General features: G+C 71.5%; 4 protein-coding genes and 1 pseudogene. 4 read left to right on the top strand and 1 reads right to left on the bottom strand.

Annotated elements, in window-relative coordinates:
- The first annotated feature begins 383 nt into the window (after positions 1 to 383).
- The 4 genes and pseudogenes from WMF46_RS03900 (at position 384) to WMF46_RS03885 (ending at position 18,581) form a co-directional block, all read left to right on the top strand.
- Positions 384 to 6,089 carry an nSTAND1 domain-containing NTPase gene (locus tag WMF46_RS03900; RefSeq protein ID WP_437987849.1) on the top strand — a complete coding sequence of 1,902 codons (5,706 nt, stop codon included), beginning with the start codon at positions 384 to 386 and terminating at the stop codon, positions 6,087 to 6,089.
- Between the two features lie 452 nt (positions 6,090 to 6,541).
- Positions 6,542 to 7,303 (top strand): annotated as a pseudogene (locus WMF46_RS03895) (protein kinase domain-containing protein); the annotation flags it as partial.
- Positions 7,304 to 7,771: 468 nt separating this feature from the next.
- Positions 7,772 to 12,331 (top strand): nSTAND1 domain-containing NTPase, encoded by a 4,560-nt coding sequence (locus tag WMF46_RS03890; protein WP_437987848.1) that lies wholly within the window; start codon positions 7,772 to 7,774, stop codon positions 12,329 to 12,331.
- 454 nt (positions 12,332 to 12,785) lie between these two features.
- Positions 12,786 to 18,581, top strand: coding sequence for an nSTAND1 domain-containing NTPase (locus tag WMF46_RS03885; RefSeq protein WP_437984359.1), 5,796 nt, complete (start codon positions 12,786 to 12,788; stop codon positions 18,579 to 18,581).
- 126 nt (positions 18,582 to 18,707) lie between these two features.
- Here the strand turns inward: WMF46_RS03885 and WMF46_RS03880 are convergent, their stop codons facing one another.
- A complete protein-coding gene (locus tag WMF46_RS03880) occupies positions 18,708 to 19,508 on the bottom strand; it encodes a matrixin family metalloprotease (RefSeq protein WP_437984358.1) in 801 nt (266 codons plus the stop codon).
- Between the last annotated feature and the right edge of the window lie 75 nt (positions 19,509 to 19,583).

Raw genomic sequence — 19,583 nt, 5'->3', positions numbered from 1 at the left:
CCGCGCGCATTCTGTCCCGGCGCCCTCTGCTCCAAAGCGCCCTCTGCATCCGCTCCCCTCGCCAGCTGGCTTGATGCCATGCTCGTCCGGCAGGGCGGCTGGCGGCACGCGCCGTGAGGTGCGCTGGGTACACGCTTGTGCCGGACGAGGGGCGGAGACGACTCTATAGAAACAGCGATGGGCAGCGAGGTTCGCTGCCCGAAGAAGAAGCGACAGAGCAGCGAGGCTGGCTGCCGAGCGTCGGGCCGGCCACCTCATCGAGCTCTCTCCGCGGGCGCGGGGCAAGCTCGACCGCCGGGCTCGCTGCGTCGGCGACATCGATCCGGATGAGGGCGTTTCGCCCGCAGCTGCCACGCGAGGCGGCCGCGACCGGAGGGACCATGATGAACCAGGTGACCCTCGCTCCAAGGACGTTGTTCCAGGACCGCTACGAGATCCTCTCCTCGCCCTGGGAGACCCCCCACGCCGCGATCTACTACGGGCGGCAGATCGCGAATGGGCAGCCGGTCGTCATCGAGGTCATACGCCTCCTCCCGGAGGGGGCCTCCGACGACGTCGCGCGCCGCCGCCGCGCGCGCTTTCTGCTGGAGATGCGCCGCTGCGCGCGGCTCCACCATCCCAACATCGCCCGGCCCATCGACGCGGGGCAGACAGACGAGGGGCAGCTCTATGCCGTCTTCGAGCGCGCACCCGGGCAGAGCCTGGCCGAGCTGCTGTCAGCCCGCGGCGCCCTCGATCCAGAGGAGGCGCGGCGCCTGATGAGGCAGGTCCTCGACGCGCTGGCCTGCGCGCACTGGCAGGGGATGGTCCACGGGGACGTCAGGCCGGCCCACGTGATGATCGCATCCTCCGGGGCAGAGCGGCGCGCGCTGCTGTTCGGCTTCGGCTTCGGCGCGCTCGCCGCCGGTACACGGGACGAGGAGGACGGAGGGCACGCCTCGGGCACCGAGCTCGTCGGCTCGCAGGCCTACGCGGCGCCCGAGCAGCGCCGAGGATTCCCGCCGATCGCGCGCTCGGACCTGTACGCGTGGGGGCTCGTGTTCCTCGAGTGCCTCACGGGCAGGCGGCTGGGTCGCAGCCTGTCGCCGGACGGGGACGCTCCCCGGCCAGAGCGCGGTGAGCCCGGCCGGATCCCTCGCGCCCTCCTCGATCACCCGCTCGGGTCCCTCTTGCGATGCGCGACGATCGAGGACGTCGCCGCGCGGGCCGCCACGGCCGACGGCCTCCTGTCCGAGCTCGACGCCTGCGAGGTGGCCGGGCTCCGCAGGGAGGACCTAACTTTGGACGACACGCCGAGCGGCGAGGAGCTGAAGAGGGAGGAGGCTGCCGGCCGCGCCCTGACCGCGTCGGAACGAGACGGCGCGACTCAGCATGACGGCCTGGGCACGCCCTGGACCTCCGGCGCGGAGCCCGCGCGCACACACACGCTCGCCGAAGCCCCGGCCAGCCCGATATCCAGCGAGCGCGCGCGCGGCACCGCGCCCCCCCGGACCAGTGATGCGGGGACGCCGGTGGAGCCCGTCGCGGACCGCGTGTACCTGAAGGCCGGCGACGTCCTCAAGCACTACGAGATCATCCGCAGGCTGGGCCGGGGCGGCATGGCGATCGTTTACCTGGCCCGCGACACGAAGCTCGGCCGCCTCGTCGCGGTCAAGCTCCTCCTCAGATACACCGGGCAGGGAATCGAGCTCTTCCTCGACGAGGCGCGGGCCACGGCGCGCTGCAGGCACGAGAACATCGTGGTCATCCACGAGGTCGACGAGATCCGCGGATACCCCTACCTCGTGCTCGAGTACATCAAGGGTCGCTCGCTGCGCGAATGGATGGCCCAGCGCGAACGCCCCGCCACGCGGGGATCGCCCTTCGCTCCTACGCCGCCCGGCCCGATATCGCCCGGCCAAGTGGTCGAGCTCATGATTCCGGTGATTCGCGCGCTGGTCTGCGCGCACGAGCTCGGGATCGTGCACCGCGATCTCAAGCCGGAGAACATCCGCGTTGACGACGCGGGCTGCATCAAGGTGCTCGATTTCGGCCTCGCCAAGCGGATCGACGCGAGCGTGGTCCCCTCGCTCGCGAGCGCGCCGAGGGCGCTCGCCGGAGGTGCTGGCCAGCACCAGCAGAGCGCGATCGTCGGCACACCTGGCTACATGGCGCCCGAGCAATTGCTGGGCATGGACATCGATGGTCGCGCCGACCTCTGGGCGGTGGGCGTCATCCTCTACGAGCTGCTCACGGGCAAGCATCCGCTGCACCCGTTCTCGTTCGCGCGGCTCCCGGCCATCGCGGATCTCGACGTCCCGATGCCCAGCCTGAGCGAGCGGCACCCGGAGATGGGCGCGCTCGGCGCCCTCATCGACCGCTGCCTGAAGAAGCACAGGGCCGAGCGCATCGGCTCGGCCATGGAGCTCCTCGCCGAGCTCGCGGCGCTCCTGCCAGGTCGAAAGTCGCTCGACCTGGGCGAGGGCGAGAGCCCGTTCGCCGGCCTGTCCGCGTTCCAGGAGGCCGACGCCGCGCGCTTCTTCGGCCGCGACCACGAGATCGCCGCCATGGCGGCGAGGCTGCGCACCCAGCAGCTCCTGGCCGTCGCCGGGCCCTCCGGGGCGGGCAAGTCGTCGTTCGTGCGCGCGGGCGTGATCCCGGCCCTGAAGGCGGCCGGGATCCGCGGCGAGTCGTTCATCCTCCGCCCGGGGCGCCGACCGCTGTACGCGCTCGCCGATGTGCTCGTGCAGGTCGCCGAGGCGGAGCGCAGGACGAGCGCGACGGCGGGCTCGCCCGAGCTCGATCTCCCCAACCACGACGGGCTCGTCGCCCTCCTGCGCGACGAGCCGGGTTCTCTGGGCGCCCGGCTGCGCGCGCGCTGCCGCCGTGACGGGCCCGGGCACCGCGTCCTGCTCTTCATCGATCAGTTCGAGGAGCTCTACACGCTCGGCGCCGCCCCCGAGGAGCGGGCGGCGTTCGTCGCGTGTCTGGAGGGCGTGGCCGACGACGCCTCGTCGCCCCTGCGCGTCCTGCTCGCCATCCGCTCGGATTTCCTCGACAGCCTGGCCGAGCACCGCGACTTCATGCTCGACGTGACCCGCGGGCTCTCGTTCCTGCCGTCCCTCGGGCGCGACGGCCTGCGCGAGGCCTTGACGCGGCCGCTCGAGGCGGCCGGGTATCGCTTCGAGACCGCGGAGATCGTCGAGCACATGCTGGGCACGCTGGAGGGCACGCGGAGCCCCTTGCCGCTCCTGCAGTTCACGGCCGACAAGCTCTGGGAGGCGCGGGATCGCGGGCGCCGGCTCCTCACGCAGGCCAGCTATGAGCGGCTCGGCGGCGTCGCCGGCGCCCTGTCGGCCCACGCCGACGCGGTGCTCTCGGCGCTGCCGCTGCGCGAGCAGCGGCTGGCTCGCGCGGTGCTATTGCGCCTGGTCACGCCGGAGCGCACGCGCGCGGTGGTGGGAATGGACGAGCTTCACGAGCTCGCGCGGGGCGGCGCCGGAGACGGCGCCGGGTCCGTCGCGCAGGTGATCCAGCACCTGGCCGGCGCGCGGCTTTTGCTCATCGCGGCGGGCGCAGAGGCAGGCGGAGATAGCGGGGGCACGACCGTGGAGCTGGTCCACGAGTCCTTGATTGAAAGGTGGCCAAAGCTCGCGCTGTGGCTCGCCGAGAGCGAGCAAGACGCGCGGCTCCTGGCCCAGCTGCACGCCGCGGCCCAGCAGTGGGAGGCAAGCGGTGAAGCCGAGGGGCTGCTGTGGCGAGATCGCGCGGCGGAGGACGCCAGGGCGTGGTACGAGCGCCGTCGCGCCGCCCAGGGAGCCGACCTTCGCGTGGCGCTCAGCGAGCGCGAGGAGCGCTACCTGCTGGCCGTCGTGGCCCTCCTCGAGCGCGCGCGGCGCCTGCGCCGGTGGCTCGTCATGGGCGTGATCGCCACGCTCGTCATGGTCGCGTTCATCGTGTCGTGCCTGGCGATAGACGCTCACCAGGAAGCCGCGCGCGCCGACCAGGAGGCGGCCCGCCGGCAGGCCGAAGCGCGGGAAGCGCGCAACGCGACCCGCATGGCGACGGCGCGTGAGCTGCAGGCCGATCCCACGACCGTGCTGGCGATCTTGCGCGAGATCGAGCCGCCCGACGTACCGCGAGGGTGGGCCGTCCTCGCGCGCTGGGCGCTGCACAGACGGCTCGCGCGCGCGGTGCTCAGCCACCCGGACTCGGTCATGCACGCAGCCTATCGCCGCGACGCCGAGCGCATCGTCACAGCCTGCGCCGACGGGACCGTGCGGGTGTGGAACGCCGACGGCACAGGCACGCTCGTGGTCCTTCGAGGCCACAAGGATCGGGTCTCTTCGGCGGCGTTCAGCCCCGACGGCAAGCGCATCGTCACCGCGTCCTACGACAAGACCGCTCGCGTGTGGAACGCCGACGGCTCCGGCGCGCCCATGGTCCTGCGCGGTCACCAGGGTGCGGTAACTTCAGCCACGTTCAGTCCCGACGGCAAGCGCATCGTCACCGGCTCCTGGGACAGGACCGCCCGGGTGTGGAGCGCCGACGGCTCCAGCGAGCCCGTGGTCCTTCGCGGTCATGAGGATCGGATCGATTCTGCGACGTTCAGCCCCGACGGCAAGCGCATCGCCACCGGCTCCTGGGATGGGATCGCTCGGGTGTGGAACGCCGACGGCTCCGGCAAGCCCATACTCCTGCGCGGCCACCAGGATCGGGTCGTCTCGGCCACCTTCAGCCCTGACGGCAAGCGCATCGCCACCGGCTCCTGGGACAGGACCGCCCGGGTGTGGAACGCCGACGGGTCCGGCGAGCCCGTGGTCCTTCGCGGCCATGAGGAACGGGTCTTTTCGGCGGCGTTCAGCCCTGACGGCAAGCGCATCGTCACCGCGTCCCACGACAAGACCGCTCGCGTGTGGAACGCTGACGGCAAGGGCCAGTCCGTGGCCCTCCGTGGTCACGACGATGGAGTCTATTCCGCGGCGTTCAGCCCCGGTGGCGAGCGCATCGTCACCGCGTCCATAGACAAGACCGCTCGCGTGTGGAGCGCCGAGGACGCGAACGAGCCCATCCCCCTTCGTGGCCACGAGGATCAGGTCTATACATCGGCGTTCAGCCCTGACGGCGAGCGCATCGTCACCGCTTCCTGGGACAGGACCGCGCGCGTGTGGAGCGCTGACGGCTCCGGCAAGCCCGTGGTCCTGCGCGGCCACGAGAGTCGGCTCTGCTCCGCGGCGTTCAGCCCCGACGGCAGGCGCGTCGTCACCGCGTCCTACGACAAGACCGCCCGAGTGTGGAACACCGACGGCTCCGGCAAGCCCGTGGTCCTGCGCGGCCACCAGGATGTGGTCTCTTCCGCGGCGTTCAGCCCTGACGGCGCGCGCATCGTCACCGCGTCCTGGGACGGGACCGCGCGCGTGTGGAACGCTGACGGCAGGGGCGAGCCCATCGTTCTTCGGGGTCACGAGGAGCAGGTCGCTTCGGCGGCGTTCAGCCCTGACGGCAAGCGCATCGTCACCGGGTCCTGGGACACGACGGCGCGCGTGTGGAACGCCGACGGCACCGGCGCGGCCATCGTCCTTCGGGGTCACGGAGATCGCGTCCGTCGGGCGGCGTTCAGCCCCGACGGCAAGCGCATCGTCACCGCATCCTTCGACAAGACCGCTCGCGTGTGGAACGCCGACGGCACCGGCGCGCCCATCGTCTTTCGCGATCACGAGCACTGGGTGCAATCGGCGATGTTCAGCCCTGACGGCGAGCGCATCGTCACCGCATCACAGGACACGACAGCGCGGGTGTGGAACGCCGACGGCACAGGCGAACCCCTGGTCCTTCGTGGCTCTGAGGCCGCGATCAATGACGCGAGCTTCAGCCCCGATGGCAAGCGCATCGTCACCGCATCCGACGACAAGGTCGTGCGGGTGTGGACCGATCTGGAGCCGCTCCGCGGCATCGGTGATCCGCGGCTGTGGACCGCGACCGCTTACTGCATGCCCGTCGATCGGAGGACAGGGCTTTTTCGCGTACCCGAAGCCATGGCCCGGGCCGACCGGGAAGCCTGCCTGCGCCGCGTCGAAGAGGCCCGCGGGGCGGCCCGGGAGCAGCCTTGAGCAGAAAGAAGAGAGAGGACGGGAGGATGGGTAGTTCAGGGGGCAAGGAGCTCCGCATCGTCCTCGGCCAAGGCGAGCGGGTGCGTCCCGGTAGCTGATGCTGAGGCACGTCGCGATCTTTCCGCGCCTCTCCGTCGTCTCCCGCGGATCCCAGCACGTCCGGGTTCGCCCCCAGCGATCTTTCCCCGAGCCTGCCCGGGGCTCGGCGACGCACGGCCGCTCGTACAGGGCGGGCGCCGTGAGGTGCGCTGGCTACACGCTTGTGCCGGACGAGGGGCGGAGACGACTCTATAGAAACAGCGATGGGCAGCGAGGTTGGCTGCCCGAAGAAGAAGCGATAGGGCATCGAGGCTGGCTGCCCCAGAGTCGGGCCGGCCACCTCATCGAGCTCTCCCGGCAGGCGCGGGGCAAGCTCGACCGCCGGGCTCGCTGTGTCGGCGACATCGATCCGGATGAGGACGTTTCGCCCGCAGCTGCCACGCGAGGCGGCCGCGACCGGAGGGACCATGATGAACCAGGTGACCCTCGCTCCAAGGACGTTGTTCCAGGGCCGCTACGAGATCCTCTCCTCGCCCTGGGAGACCCCCCACGCCGCGATCTACCACGGGCGGCAGATCGCGGGTGGGCAGCCCGTCGTCCTCGAGGTCGTACGCATCCTCCCGGAGGGGGTCTCCGGGGGCATCGCGCGACGCCGCCGCGCGCGCTTCCTGCGGGAGATGGGCCGCTGCGCGCGGCTCCGCCATCCCAACATCGTCCAGCTCATCGACGCGGGACAGACGGACGAGGGGCAGCTCTATACCGTGTTCGAGCGCGCGCCAGGGCAGAGCCTGGCCGAGCTGCTGTCGGTCCACGGCGCGCTCGAGCCGCAGGAGGCGCGACGCCTGATGAGGCAGGTCCTCGACGCGCTGGCCTGCGCGCACCGGCAGGGCATGGTCCACGGGGACGTCAGGCCGGCCCACGTGATGGTCGTGCCCTCGGGGGCAGAGCGGAGCGCGCTGCTGTTCGGCTTCGGCTTCGCCGCGGTCGCCGCCGGAGCGCGCGGCGGAGCGGACGGAGCGGACGGAGCGCGCGGCGGAGCGGACGGAGCGCACGCCTCCAGCACCGAGCTCGTCGGCGCGCAGGCCTACGCGGCGCCCGAGCAGCGCCGGGGGTTCGCGCCGATAGCGCGCTCGGACCTGTACGCGTGGGGGCTCGTGTTCCTCGAGTGCCTCACGGGCAGGCGGGCAGCCTGCGGAATGTCTCCGGACGGAGACCCTCTCACGCCGGAAGGCGGCGAGCCCGGCCGGATCCCGCGCGCGCTCCTCGATCACCCGCTCGGGGCCATCTTGCGACGGGCGACGATCGAGGATGTCGCGGCGCGGGCCGGCACGGCGGACGGTCTGCTGTGCGAGCTCGACGCCTGCGAGGTGGCCGGGCTCCGCCGGGAGGACCTGACCCTGGACGCCGCGCCGAGCGGCGCCGGGGCGAGGCGAGAGGAGGCCGCCGGCTGCGCCCTGACCGCCTCGGGACGGGAGGCGGCGATCCACCCTGACGACCTGGGCGCGCCCGGGACCTCCGGCGAGGAGCCCGCGTGCACGCTCGCCGAGGCCCCGGCCAGCCCGACATCCAGCGGGCAAGCGCGCGACGCCGTGCCTCTCCGGACCGCTGATGCGGGGGCGCCGGCGGAGCCCATCGCCGGCCGCATGCACCTGAAGGCCGGCGACGTCCTCAAGCAGCACTACGAGATCATTCGCAAGCTGGGCCAGGGCGGCATGGGGGTCGTGTACCTGGCCCGCGACACGACGCTCGGCCGCCTGGTCGCGATCAAGCTCCTCCTCCGTTACACCGGGCAGACGGTCGAGCGCTTCCTGGACGAGGCGCGGGCCACGGCGCGCTGCAGGCACGAGAACATCGTCGTCATCCACGAGGTCGACGAGATCCTTGGATGTCCCTACCTCGTGTTCGAGTACATCAAGGGCCGCTCGCTGCGCGAATGGATGGCCCAGCGCGAGCGCCCCAGCACGCCCGGGTCGCCCCCCGCCTCCGCGCCGCCCGGGTCGATGTCGCCCCGCCAGGTGGTCGAGCTCGTGGTCCCGGTGGTTCGCGCGCTGCTCTGCGCGCACGAGCACGGGATCGTGCACCGCGATCTCAAGCCGGAGAACATCTGCCTGGACGACGCCGGGTGCATCAAGGTGCTCGATTTCGGCATCGCCAAGCAGATCGACGCGGGCGCGGCCCCGACGATCACGGGCGCGCGGGCGGCGCTCACCGGAGACGCCGTCCAGCACCGGAAGAGCGCGGTCGTCGGCACGCCTCACTACATGTCGCCCGAGCAATTGCTGGGCAGCGACGTGGATTGTCGCACCGACCTCTGGGCCATGGGCATCATCCTGTACGAGCTGCTCACGGGGGCGCACCCGCTGCACCCGTTCTCGCGCGCACGGCTCTCGGACATCGTGGATTTCGATGTCCCGATGCCAAGCGTGAGCGAGAGGCGCCCCGACATGGGCGCGCTCGGCGCCCTCGTCGACCGCTGCCTGAAGAAGCACAGGGCCGAGCGCATCGGCTCGGCCAGGGAGCTCCTCGCCGAGCTCGAGGCGGTCCTGCCATGTCGGAAGGCGCTCGACCTGAGCGAGGGCGAGAACCCGTTCGCCGGCCTGTTCACCTTCCAGGAGGCGGACGCCGCGCGCTTCTTCGGCCGCGATCACGATACCGCCGCCATGGCGGCGAGGCTGCGCACTCAGCAGCTCCTGGCCGTCGCCGGGCCCGCCGGGGCGGGCAAATCGTCGTTCGTTCGCGCGGGGGTCATCCCGGCCTTGAAGCGCTCCGAGGCTCGCTGGGAGGCGTTCATCCTGCGCCCGGGGCGCCGCCCGCTGTCCGCGCTCGCCGATGTGCTCGTACAGATCGCCGAGCTGGCGTCCGGGACGGGCGCAACGGCGAGCTCGCCCGAGCTGCCCGATCACGACGGGCTCGTCGCCACGTTGCGCGCCCAGCCGGGCTATCTGGGCGCTCGGCTGCGCGCGCGCTGTCGCCGTGACGGACCCAGGCACCGCGTCCTGCTCTTCGTCGATCAGTTCGAGGAGCTCTACACGCTCGGCGCCACCCCCGAGGAGCGGGCGGTGTTCGTCGCGTGTCTGGAGGGCGTCGCCGACGACGCCTCGTCGCCCCTGCGCGTCCTGCTCGCCATCCGCTCGGATTTCCTCGATCGCCTGGCCGATCAGCGCGACTTCATGGCCGGCGTGACCCGCGGGCTGTCGTTCCTGCCGCCCCTCGGGCGCGACGGCCTGCGCGAGGCCTTGACGCGGCCGCTCGAGGCGGCCGGGGTTCGCTTCGAGACCGCGGAGATGGTCGAGCACATGCTGGGCACGCTGGAGAGCACGCGGAGCCCGCTGCCGCTCCTGCAGTTCACGGCCGGCAAGCTGTGGGAGACGCGGGATCGCGAGCGCCGGCTCCTCACACGGGACAGCTACGAACGGCTCGGCGGTGTCGCCGGCGCCCTGTCCGCCCATGCGGACGCGGTGCTCGCGGCGCTGCCGCTGCGCGAGCAGCGCCTGGTCCGGGCGGTGCTGCTCCGCCTGGTCACCCCTGAACGCACGCGCGCGGTCGTCGGCATGGACGAGCTCCAGGAGCTCGCGCTGGGGGGCGCGGGGGACGGCGCCGAGGCGATCGCGCAGGTGGTCCAGCACCTGGCCGGCGCGCGGCTCTTGCTCATCGGGGTGGGTGGAGAGACCGGCGGAGATGGCGAGGGCACGACCGTGGAGCTGGTCCACGAGTCCTTGATCGACAGGTGGCCGAAGCTCGGTCAGTGGCTCGCCGAGAGCGAGCAAGACGCGCAGCTCCTGGCCCGGCTGCGCGTCGCAGCCCAGCAGTGGAAGGCGAGCGGTGAGGCCGAGGGGCTGCTCTGGCGAGACCGCGCGGCAGAGGACGCCAGGGCCTGGTACGAGCGCCGTCGCGCCGAGCAGGGAGACGCCTTTCGCGTCGGGCTCAGCAAGCGCGAGGAGCGCTATCTGCTCGCCGTCGTGGCCCTGTCCGAGCGCGCGCGGCGCCTGCGCCGGCGCCAGCGGTTCCTGATGGGCGTGCTCGTCACGCTCGGCGCGGTCGCGCTCGTCGTGTCGCGCCTGGCGATAGACGCCAGCCAGCAAGCTGCGCGCGCCGATCAGGAAGCGGCTCGTGCGCAGGCCGAAGCCCGGGAGGCGCGCAACGCGACCCGCATGGCCACGGCGCGTGAGCTCCAGGCCGCCCCCACGACCGTGCTGGCGATCTTGCGCGAGATCGAGCGGCCCGACGTGCCGCGAGGGTGGGCCGTCCTCGCGCGATGGGCGCTGCACAGCCGGGTCGCTCGCGCGGTGCTCAGCCATCCAGATCTCGTCGTGTATGCGGGCTATAGCCCTGACGGCAGGCGCATCGTCACCGCCTGCTCGGACAGGACCGTGCGGGTCTGGAACGCCGACGGCACGGGCGAGCCCATAGTCCTTCGCGGTCACGGGGCTCGAGTCACCAGAGCGGCCTTCAGCCCTGACGGCAAGCGTATTGCCACCGCGTCCGATGACACGACCGTGCGGATCTGGAACGCCGACGGCACGGGCGAGCCGGTGGTGCTTCGTGGTCACACGGATGGGGTCACTTCGGCGGCGTTCAGCCCTGACGGCAAGCGCATCGTCACCGCGTCCTATGACAGGACCGTGCGGGTCTGGAACGCCGACGGCACGGGCGAGCCCATGGTCCTTGGCGGGTATGCGGTTGTGAGCTATTCAGCGGCGTTCAGCCCTGACGGCAAGCGCATCGTCACCGCATCCGATGACAGGACCGTGCGGGTCTGGAACGCGGACGGCACGGGCGAGCCCATGGCCCTTCGCGGTCACGGGGCTCTAGTCTCTACAGCAGCCTTCAGCCCTGACGGCAAGCGCATCGTCACCGCGTCCTATGACAAGACCGCGCGGGTCTGGAACGCCGATGGCACCGGCGAGCCCGTGGTCCTCCGTGGTCACGAGGGGGTGCTCTATTCGGCGGCGTTCAGCCCCGATGGCAAGCATATTGCCACCGCGTCCTATGACAGGACCGTGCGGGTCTGGAACACCGACGGCACGGGCGAGCCCATGGTCCTTGGTGGCCACGAAGATGGGGTCCGCTGGGCGGCGTTCAGCCCCGATGGCAAGCGCATCGTCACCGCGTCCTTTGACAGGACCGCGCAGGTCTGGAACGTCGATCGCACGAACGAGCCCAGAATCCTTCGCGGTCATGAGGATCGGGTCTATTCGGCGGCATTCAGCCCCGACGGCAAGCGCATCGTCACCGCGTCCTATGACAAGACCGCGCGGGTCTGGAACATCGACGGTACAGGCGGGCCCATGGTCCTTCGCGGTCACGAGGATCGGGTCCGTTCGGCGGTATTCAGCCCCGACGGCAAGCGCATCGTCACCGCGTCGTGGGACAAGACCGCGCGGGTCTGGAACGCCGACGGCACGGGCGAGCCCCTGGTCCTTCGCGGTCACAAGGAGAGAGTCTTTTCCGCGGCGTTCAGCCCCGACGGCAAGCGCATCGTCACCGCGTCCTATGACAAGACCGCGCGGGTCTGGAACGCCGATGGCACGGGCAAGCCCCTGGTCCTTCGCGGTCACGAGGATCGGGTCCGTTCGGCGGCGTTCAGTCCGGACGGCAAGCGCATCGTCACCGCGTCCTATGACAAGACCGCGCGGGTCTGGAACGCCGATGGCACGGGCAAGCCCCTGGTCCTTCGCGGTCACGAGGATCGGGGCCGTTCGGCGGTGTTCAGCCCCGACGGCAAGCGCATCGTCACCGCGTCCTATGACAGGACCGCGCGGGTGTGGAACGCCGACGGCACGGGTGAGCCCCTGGTCCTTCGCGGTCACGAGCACTGGGTGCAATCGGCGATGTTCAGCCCTGACGGCGAGCGCATCGTCACCGCATCACAGGACAAGACGACGCGGGTGTGGAACGCCGACGGCACGGGCAAGCCCGTGGTCCTCCGTGCCTCCGACGCCGCGGTCAACAACGCGGCGTTCAGCCCCGATGGCAAGCGCATCGTCACGGCGTCCGACGACAAGATCGCGCGGGTATGGACCGACCTCGATTCGCTCCGCGGCGTCGATGATCCGAGGCTGTGGACCGCGACCACCTACTGCATGCCCGTCGAGCGGAGGATAGAGCTCCTTCGCGTGCCCGAAGCCATGGCCCGAGCCGACCGGGAAGCCTGCCTGCGCCGCGTGGAGGAGGCCCGCGCGGCTGCCAGGGAGCAGCGGTGAGCTGAAGGACAGGAGAGGTCCAGAGGAGGGGTCTTCCGGCGGGGAGCAAGGGGCTTCGCATCATCCTTGGCGAGCGCATGGACATGGAGATGGATGACGCCGGGTCATGTGGCCCCGCGCGCCGGACGCCCCCATCCACCGAGTCCGACGACGCCACAAGACCAGGCCGGAGCCCCGCTTCGCCATGCGCGCTCGGCTCTGTCCGAGGCGCCCTCTGCCCCCACGCGCTCGTCAGGCTGGCCCTGCCGCCATGCTCGTCCGGCACAGCGCTCCACGCGGCGCGCTGAGGTGCGCCGACGCCGGACGAGGAGAGGGGATCGCTTTATAGAAAGATGCGATGGGGGGCATCGAGGCTGGCTGCCCCAGAGTCGGGCCGGCCACCTCATCGAGCTCTCTCCGCGGGCGCGGGGCAAGCTCGACCGCCGGGCTCGCTGTGTCGGCGACATCGATCCGGATGAGGGCGTTTCGCCCGCAGCTGCCACGCGAGGCGGCCGCGACGGGAGGGACCATGATGAACCAGGTGACCCTCGCTCCAAGGACGTTGTTCCAGGGCCGCTACGAGATCCTCTCCTCGCCCTGGGAGACCCCCCACGCCGCGATCTACCACGGGCGGCAGATCGCGGGTGGGCAGCCCGTCGTCCTCGAGGTCGTACGCGTCCTCCCGGAGGGGGTCTCCGGGGGCATCGCGCGACGCCGCCGCGCGCGCTTCCTGCGGGAGATGGGCCGCTGCGCGCGGCTCCACCATCCCAACATCGTCCAGCTCATCGACGCGGGACAGACGGACGAGGGGCAGCTCTATACCGTGTTCGAGCGCGCGCCAGGGCAGAGCCTGGCCGAGCTGCTGTCGGTCCACGGCGCGCTCGAGCCGCAGGAGGCGCGACGCCTGATGAGGCAGGTCCTCGACGCGCTGGCCTGCGCGCACCGGCAGGGCATGGTCCACGGGGACGTCAGGCCGGCCCACGTGATGGTCGTGCCCTCGGGGGCAGAGCGGAGCGCGCTGCTGTTCGGCTTCGGCTTCGCCGCGGTCGCCGCCGGAGCGCGCGGCGGAGCGGACGGAGCGCACGCCTCCGGCACCGAGCTCGTCGGCGCGCAGGCCTACGCGGCGCCCGAGCAGCGCCGGGGGTTCGCGCCGATAGCGCGCTCGGACCTGTACGCGTGGGGGCTCGTGTTCCTCGAGTGCCTCACGGGCAGGCGGGCAGCCTGCGGAATGTCTCCGGACGGAGACGCTCTCACGCCGGAAAGCGGCGAGCCCGGCCGGATCCCGCGCGCGCTCCTCGATCACCCGCTCGGGGCCATCTTGCGACGGGCGACGATCGAGGATGTCGCGGCGCGGGCCGGCACGGCGGACGGTCTGCTGTGCGAGCTCGACGCCTGCGAGGTGGCCGGGCTCCGCCGGGAGGACCTGATCCTGGACGCCGCGCCGAGCGGCGCCGGGGCGAGGCGAGAGGAGGCCGCCGGTCGCGCCCTGACCGCCTCGGGACGGGAGGCGGCGATCCACCCTGACGACCTGGGCGCGCCCGGGACCTCCGGCGAGGAGCCCGCGTGCACGCTCGCCGAGGTCCCGGCCAGCCCGACATCCAGCGGGCAAGCGCGCGACGCCGTGCCTCTCCGGACCGCTGATGCGGGGGCGCCGGCGGAGCCCATCGCCGGCCGCATGCACCTGAAGGCCGGCGACGTCCTCAAGCACTACGAGATCATTCGCAAGCTGGGCCGGGGCGGCATGGGGGTCGTGTACCTGGCCCGCGACACGACGCTCGGCCGCCTGGTCGCGATCAAGCTCCTCCTCCGTTACACCGGGCAGAGGGTCGAGCGCTTCCTGGACGAGGCGCGGGCCACGGCGCGCTGCAGGCACGAGAACATCGTCGTCATCCACGAGGTCGACGAGATCCTTGGATGTCCCTACCTCGTGCTCGAGTACATCAAGGGGCGCACGCTGCGCGAATGGATGGCCCAGCGCGAGCAACCCAGCGCGCCCGGGTCGCCGGCCGCCCAGTTGCCGCCTGGCCCGAGGGCGGCCAGCACCGTGATCGACGTCATGGTGCCTGTCGTTCGCGCGCTGGTCTGCGCGCACGACCTCGGGATCGTGCACCGCGATCTCAAGCCGGAGAACATCCGCATGGACGACGCCGGGTGCATCAAGGTGCTCGACTTCGGCCTCGCCAAGCGGATCGACGCGAGCGTGGTCGCCTCGGTCAGGAGCGCGCGGGCGGCGCTCGCAGGAGACGCCGGCCGGCACCGGAAGAGCGCGATCGTCGGCACGCCGGGGTACATGTCGCCCGAGCAATTGCTGGGCAGCGACGTGGATTGTCGCACCGACCTCTGGGCCGTGGGCATCCTGCTCTACGAGCTGCTCACGGGGGAGCACCCGCTGCACCCGTTCTCGTACGCGCGGCTCTCGGCCATCGTCGACGTCGATGTCCCCATGCCCAGCCTGAGCGAGAGGCGCCCGGACGTGGGCGCGCTCGGCGCCCTCGTCGACCGCTGCCTGAAGAAGCGCCAGGCCGAGCGCATCGGCTCGGCCAGGGAGCTCCTCGCCGAGCTCGAGGCGCTCCTGCCCGGCCGGAGGGCGCTCCAGCTGGGCGAGGACGAGAGCCCGTTCGCCGGCCTGTCCGCCTTCCAGGAGGCGGACGCCGCGCGCTTCTTCGGCCGCGATCGGGACATCGCCGCCATGACGAAGCGGGTGCGGAGCCAGCAGCTCGTCGTCATCGCCGGACCCTCCGGGGCGGGCAAGTCGTCGTTCGTGCGCGCGGGCGTGATCCCCGCCTTGAAGGGAGCCGAAGGCCACTGGGAGGCGTTCATCCTGCGGCCGGGGCGCCGTCCGCTGTCCGCGCTCGCCGATGTGCTCGTGCAGGTCGCCGAGGCGGAGTCCACGCCTTTGGCGACGGCGGGGAGCGGGGCAGCGACGGGCGCTCCCGAGCTGCCCGATCATGACGCGCTGGTCGCCACCTTGCGCACCCAGCCAGGTGTCCTGGGCGCCCGGCTGCGCGCGCGCTGTCGGCATGAAGGGAGGAGGCGCCGTATCGTGCTCTTCGTCGACCAGCTCGAGGAGCTCTATACGCTCGGCGCCCCCTCCGAGGAGCGGGCGGCGTTCGTCGCCTGTCTGGAGGGCGCGGCCGACGACGCGTCGTCGCCCCTGCGCGTCCTGCTCGCCGTCCGCTCGGACTTCCTCGAGCGCGTGGCCGAGGACCGCAATTTCATGACCGACGTGACCCACGGGCTCTGGTTCCTGCGGCCCATGGGGCGCGATGGCCTGCGCGAGGCCCTGACGCGGCCGCTCGAGGCGGCCGGGGTTCGCTTCGAGACCGCCGAGATGATCGAGCACATGCTGGGCACGCTCGAGAGCACGCGGAGCCCGCTCCCGCTCTTGCAGTTCACGGCCGCGAAGCTGTGGGAGACGCGAGATCGCGAGCGCCGGCTGCTCACGCGGGACAGCTATGAACGCCTCGGCGGCGTCGCCGGCGCGCTGTCCGCCCACGCGGACGCGGTGCTCTCGTCGCTGCCGTCGCGCGAGCAGCGGCTGGCCCGGGCGGTGCTCCTGCGCCTGGTCACGCCCGAGCGCACGCGCGCGGTGGTGAGCCTGGACGAGCTCCGCGAGGCAGCGCAGGACGGCGAGGGCGCCGCCGACGACGCGGTCGCGCAGGTGGTCCAGCGCCTGGCGGGCGCGCGGCTCCTGCACATCGAGGCTGGTAGCGACGAGGCCGGAGGAGCGCGCGACCGCACGACGGTGGAGCTGGTCCACGAATCCTTGATCGACAGGTGGCCGAAGCTCGGCCAGTGGCTCGCCGAGAGCGAGCAAGACGCGCAGTTCCTGGCCCGGCTGCGCGCCGCGGCCCAGCAGTGGAAGGCGAGCGGTGAGGCCGAGGGGCTGCTCTGGCGCGACCGCGCGGCGGAGGACGCGAGGGCGTGGCACGAGCGCCGTCGCGCCGACCGGGGAGCCGATTGGCACGTCGGGCTCGGCAAGCGCGAGGAGCGATACCTGCTGGCCGTCGTGGGCCTGGTCGAGCACGCGCGGCGTCTGCGCCGGCGGCTCGCCGTCGGCACGGCCGTCTCGCTGAGCGCGATCGCGGTCATCGTGTCGTTCCTGGCGATCCGTGCCAGTCAGCAGGCCACGCGCGCCAATCAGCAGGCCATGCGCGCTGACCAGGAGGCGGCTCGCGCGCAGGTCGAAGCCCGGGAGGCGCGCAACGCGACCCGCATGGCCACGGCCCGCGAGCTGCAAGCCGATCCCACGACCGTGCTCGCGATCCTGCGCGAGGTCGAGCCGCCCGTTGTGCCGCGAGGGTGGGCCGATCTCGCGCACGGGGCGCTGCACAGCGGGCTCGCTCGCGCGGTGCTCAGCCATCCAGAGGCGGTCATGCATGCGCGCTATAGCTCCGACAGCAAGCGCATCGTCACCGCGTCATGGGACAAGACCGTGCGGGTGTGGAACGCCGATGGCACGGGCGAGCCCCTCGTCCTTCGTGGTCACGACGATGTGGTAAATTCGGCCGCGTTCAGCACCGACGGCAGGCACATCGTCACCGCATCATGGGACAGGACCGTGCGGGTGTGGAACGTCGACGGCACGGGCGAGCCCCTCGTCCTTCGCGGGCACGAAGGTCGAGCCTCCTCGGCGGCGTTCAGCCCTGACGGCAAGCGCATCGTCACTGCGGCATTGGACAGGACCGCGCGGGTGTGGAACGCTGACGGTACAGGCGAGCCCCTCGTCCTCCGCGGCCACGAGGGTGGGGTCTACTCCGCGGCGTTCAGCCCCGATGGCAAGCGCATTGTCACCGCGTCATGGGACAAGACCGTGCGGGTGTGGAACGCCGACGGCACGGGCGAGCCCCTCGTCCTTCGTGGTCACGAAGAAGCGGTCGCGTCGGCGGCGTTCAGCCCCGACGGCAAGCGCATCGTCACCGCGTCCTATGACAAGACCGCGCGGGTATGGAACGCCGACGGCACGGGCGAGCCCCTCGTCCTTCGCGGCCACGAGCTTGCAGTTTACTGGGCGGCGTTCAGCCCCGATGGCAAGCGCATTGTCACCGCGTCCTATGACAAGACCGCGCGGGTATGGAACGCCCATGGGACGGGCGAGCCGCTGCTCCTTCGTGGTCACGAAGAAGCGGTCGTGTCGGCGGCGTTCAGCCCCGACGGCAAGCGCATCGTCACCGCGTCCTATGACAAGACCGCGCGGGCGTGGAACGCCGACGTCACGAGCGAGCCCCTGCGCCTCCGTGGCCACGAGAGTGGAGTGATGGGGGCGGCATTCAGCCCGGACGGCAGGCGCATTGTCTCCGCCTCGTATGACAAGACCGCGCGGGTGTGGAACGCCGATGGGACGGGCGAGCCCCTGGTCCTGCGCGGTCACCAGGACCGGGGCATGTCGGCGGCATTCAGCCCGGACGGCAGGCGCATTGTCTCCGCCTCGTATGACAAGACCGCGCGGGTGTGGAACGCCGATGGGACGGGCGAGCCCCTGGTCCTGCGCGGTCACCAGGACCGGGGCATGACGGCGGCGTTCAGCCCCGATGGCAAGCGCATCGTCACGGCGTCGAGGGACAAGACCGTGCGCGTGTGGAACGCCGATGGCACGGGCGAACCCCTGGTCCTGCGCGGCCACGAGGATGGGGTCTACTCCGCGGCGTTCAGCCCCGACGGCAAGCGCATCGTCACCGCGTCCTGGGACAAGACAGTGCGGGTGTGGAACGCCGATGGCACGGGCGAGCCCTTGGTCCTTCGCGGCCACGAGGATGGGGTCTACTCCGCGGCGTTCAGCCCTGACGGCATGCGCATTGTCTCCGCGTCCTATGACAAGACCGCACGGGTATGGAATGCCGACGGCACGGGCGAGCCCCTGGTCCTGCGCGGCCACGAGCATTGGGTCCTGGGGGCGGCGTTCAGCCCCGACGGAGGGCGCATCGTCACTGGGTCGCAGGACAAAACCGTGCGCGTGTGGCGTGCCGACGGGACGGGCGAGCCGCTGGTCCTTCGCGTTTTCGATTCCCCGGCCAACAGCGTGGCCTTCAGCCCGGATGGCAAGCGCATCGTCGCCGGATGCGACGACAAGCTCGTGCGGGTGTGGACCGACCTCGAGCCGCTCCGCGGCGTCGACGACCCGAAGCTGTGGACCGCGACCACCTACTGCATGCCCGTCGAGCGGAGGATAGAGCTCCTTCGCGTGCCCGAGCCCATGGCCCGAGAGAACCGAGACGCCTGCCTGCGTCGTGTCGAGGAGGCCCGCGCCGCTACCCCGGAGACCCGACCATAACCGGCTGTCCGTCCGAGCGACTCAGCCGACCGGTGATGCCCAGCCTGGGTCGGGTCGCCCCGCGCGATGGCGCCGCTCAGGCGCTCAGAAGCGATGTCGGCGCCACGCCGGTGCGCGCCCCGGCCTTCAGGCCACCAGGCGGAACCTGGAGAGCGGCATGCCGTACACCCGCTGCGACCCCTGCACGTCGACTTCGGTGATCTCGAGCTCGGGGTTCCCCACGCCGCCGCAGAAATAGTGCATCACCGACCTGGGATCGTAGGCCGTGAGGTTGATGGTCTGCGACGTATCCTCCCGGTAGCATTCGGGCGGAGCGCCGCTCCGGATGTGCTCGTGCCGGAAGCCGAGGACGTGACCCAGCTCGTGCCGGAGCACGCCGACGGGGTTGAACCCGAGCGAGGGCGAGAAGTAGGATGGATTGATCAGGATCTGCCTTCTCCCGACCGGGTCGTTCGGGAAGAAGGCCGCGGCGATGAAATCCCCGCCGGAGAGGTTGAGCCGCACCGGGAACACGACCTCTGCGGGGCGGCTCGTGCTCCCGTCGAGCTCGGCTACGTGGCGGAACGACACGCCGCAGGTCTCCTCCCAGTCGCGCGTGGCCGTCAGCATGTTGGCGCGCACCGTCGCGTACTGGCTCTCGTCCCGGAAGGTCGCCCTGAGCACGCAGTACGTGATCACGAACCCCGGACGCCAGCGCACCGGCCTGCCGTTCTGCAGGATGCCGACCAGCCCCTCCCCTCCGGGGCCGGCGTCCAGGTTCGGCGGCTCCACGTTGGCGGCGTGAGGCACGTAGTCGGCGAGCTGCTCCTCTTCCAGCAGGAGGTCGCCCTCCGCGACATACATCAGCTTCCCATCGAGCTCGAACGTGGGGAGCCTCGTCTTGAGCTCCCCTACCTTCTGCGAGATGGCCGGATCGGTGATGGCCATGGCGATTCTCCTTGGCCCGGAGCACCCGGGCTCTTGGGTGATGGTTCTGGTTCCGATCGCGTGAGACCGCGGATC

The sequence above is a fragment of the Sorangium sp. So ce117 genome (assembly GCF_051524395.1).
GTDB lineage: Bacteria > Myxococcota_A > Polyangia > Polyangiales > Polyangiaceae > Sorangium > Sorangium cellulosum_B.
This window is presented reverse-complemented; position numbering and strand designations above follow the sequence as displayed.

Coding starts and splice junctions, on each gene's coding strand:
- WMF46_RS03885 (WP_437984359.1), top strand. CDS start 12,786: ATGAGGGCGTTTCGCCCGCAGCTGCCACGCGAGGCGGCCGCGACGGGA.
- WMF46_RS03900 (WP_437987849.1), top strand. CDS start 384: ATGAACCAGGTGACCCTCGCTCCAAGGACGTTGTTCCAGGACCGCTAC.
- WMF46_RS03890 (WP_437987848.1), top strand. CDS start 7,772: ATGCACCTGAAGGCCGGCGACGTCCTCAAGCAGCACTACGAGATCATT.
- WMF46_RS03880 (WP_437984358.1), bottom strand. CDS start 19,508: ATGGCCATCACCGATCCGGCCATCTCGCAGAAGGTAGGGGAGCTCAAG.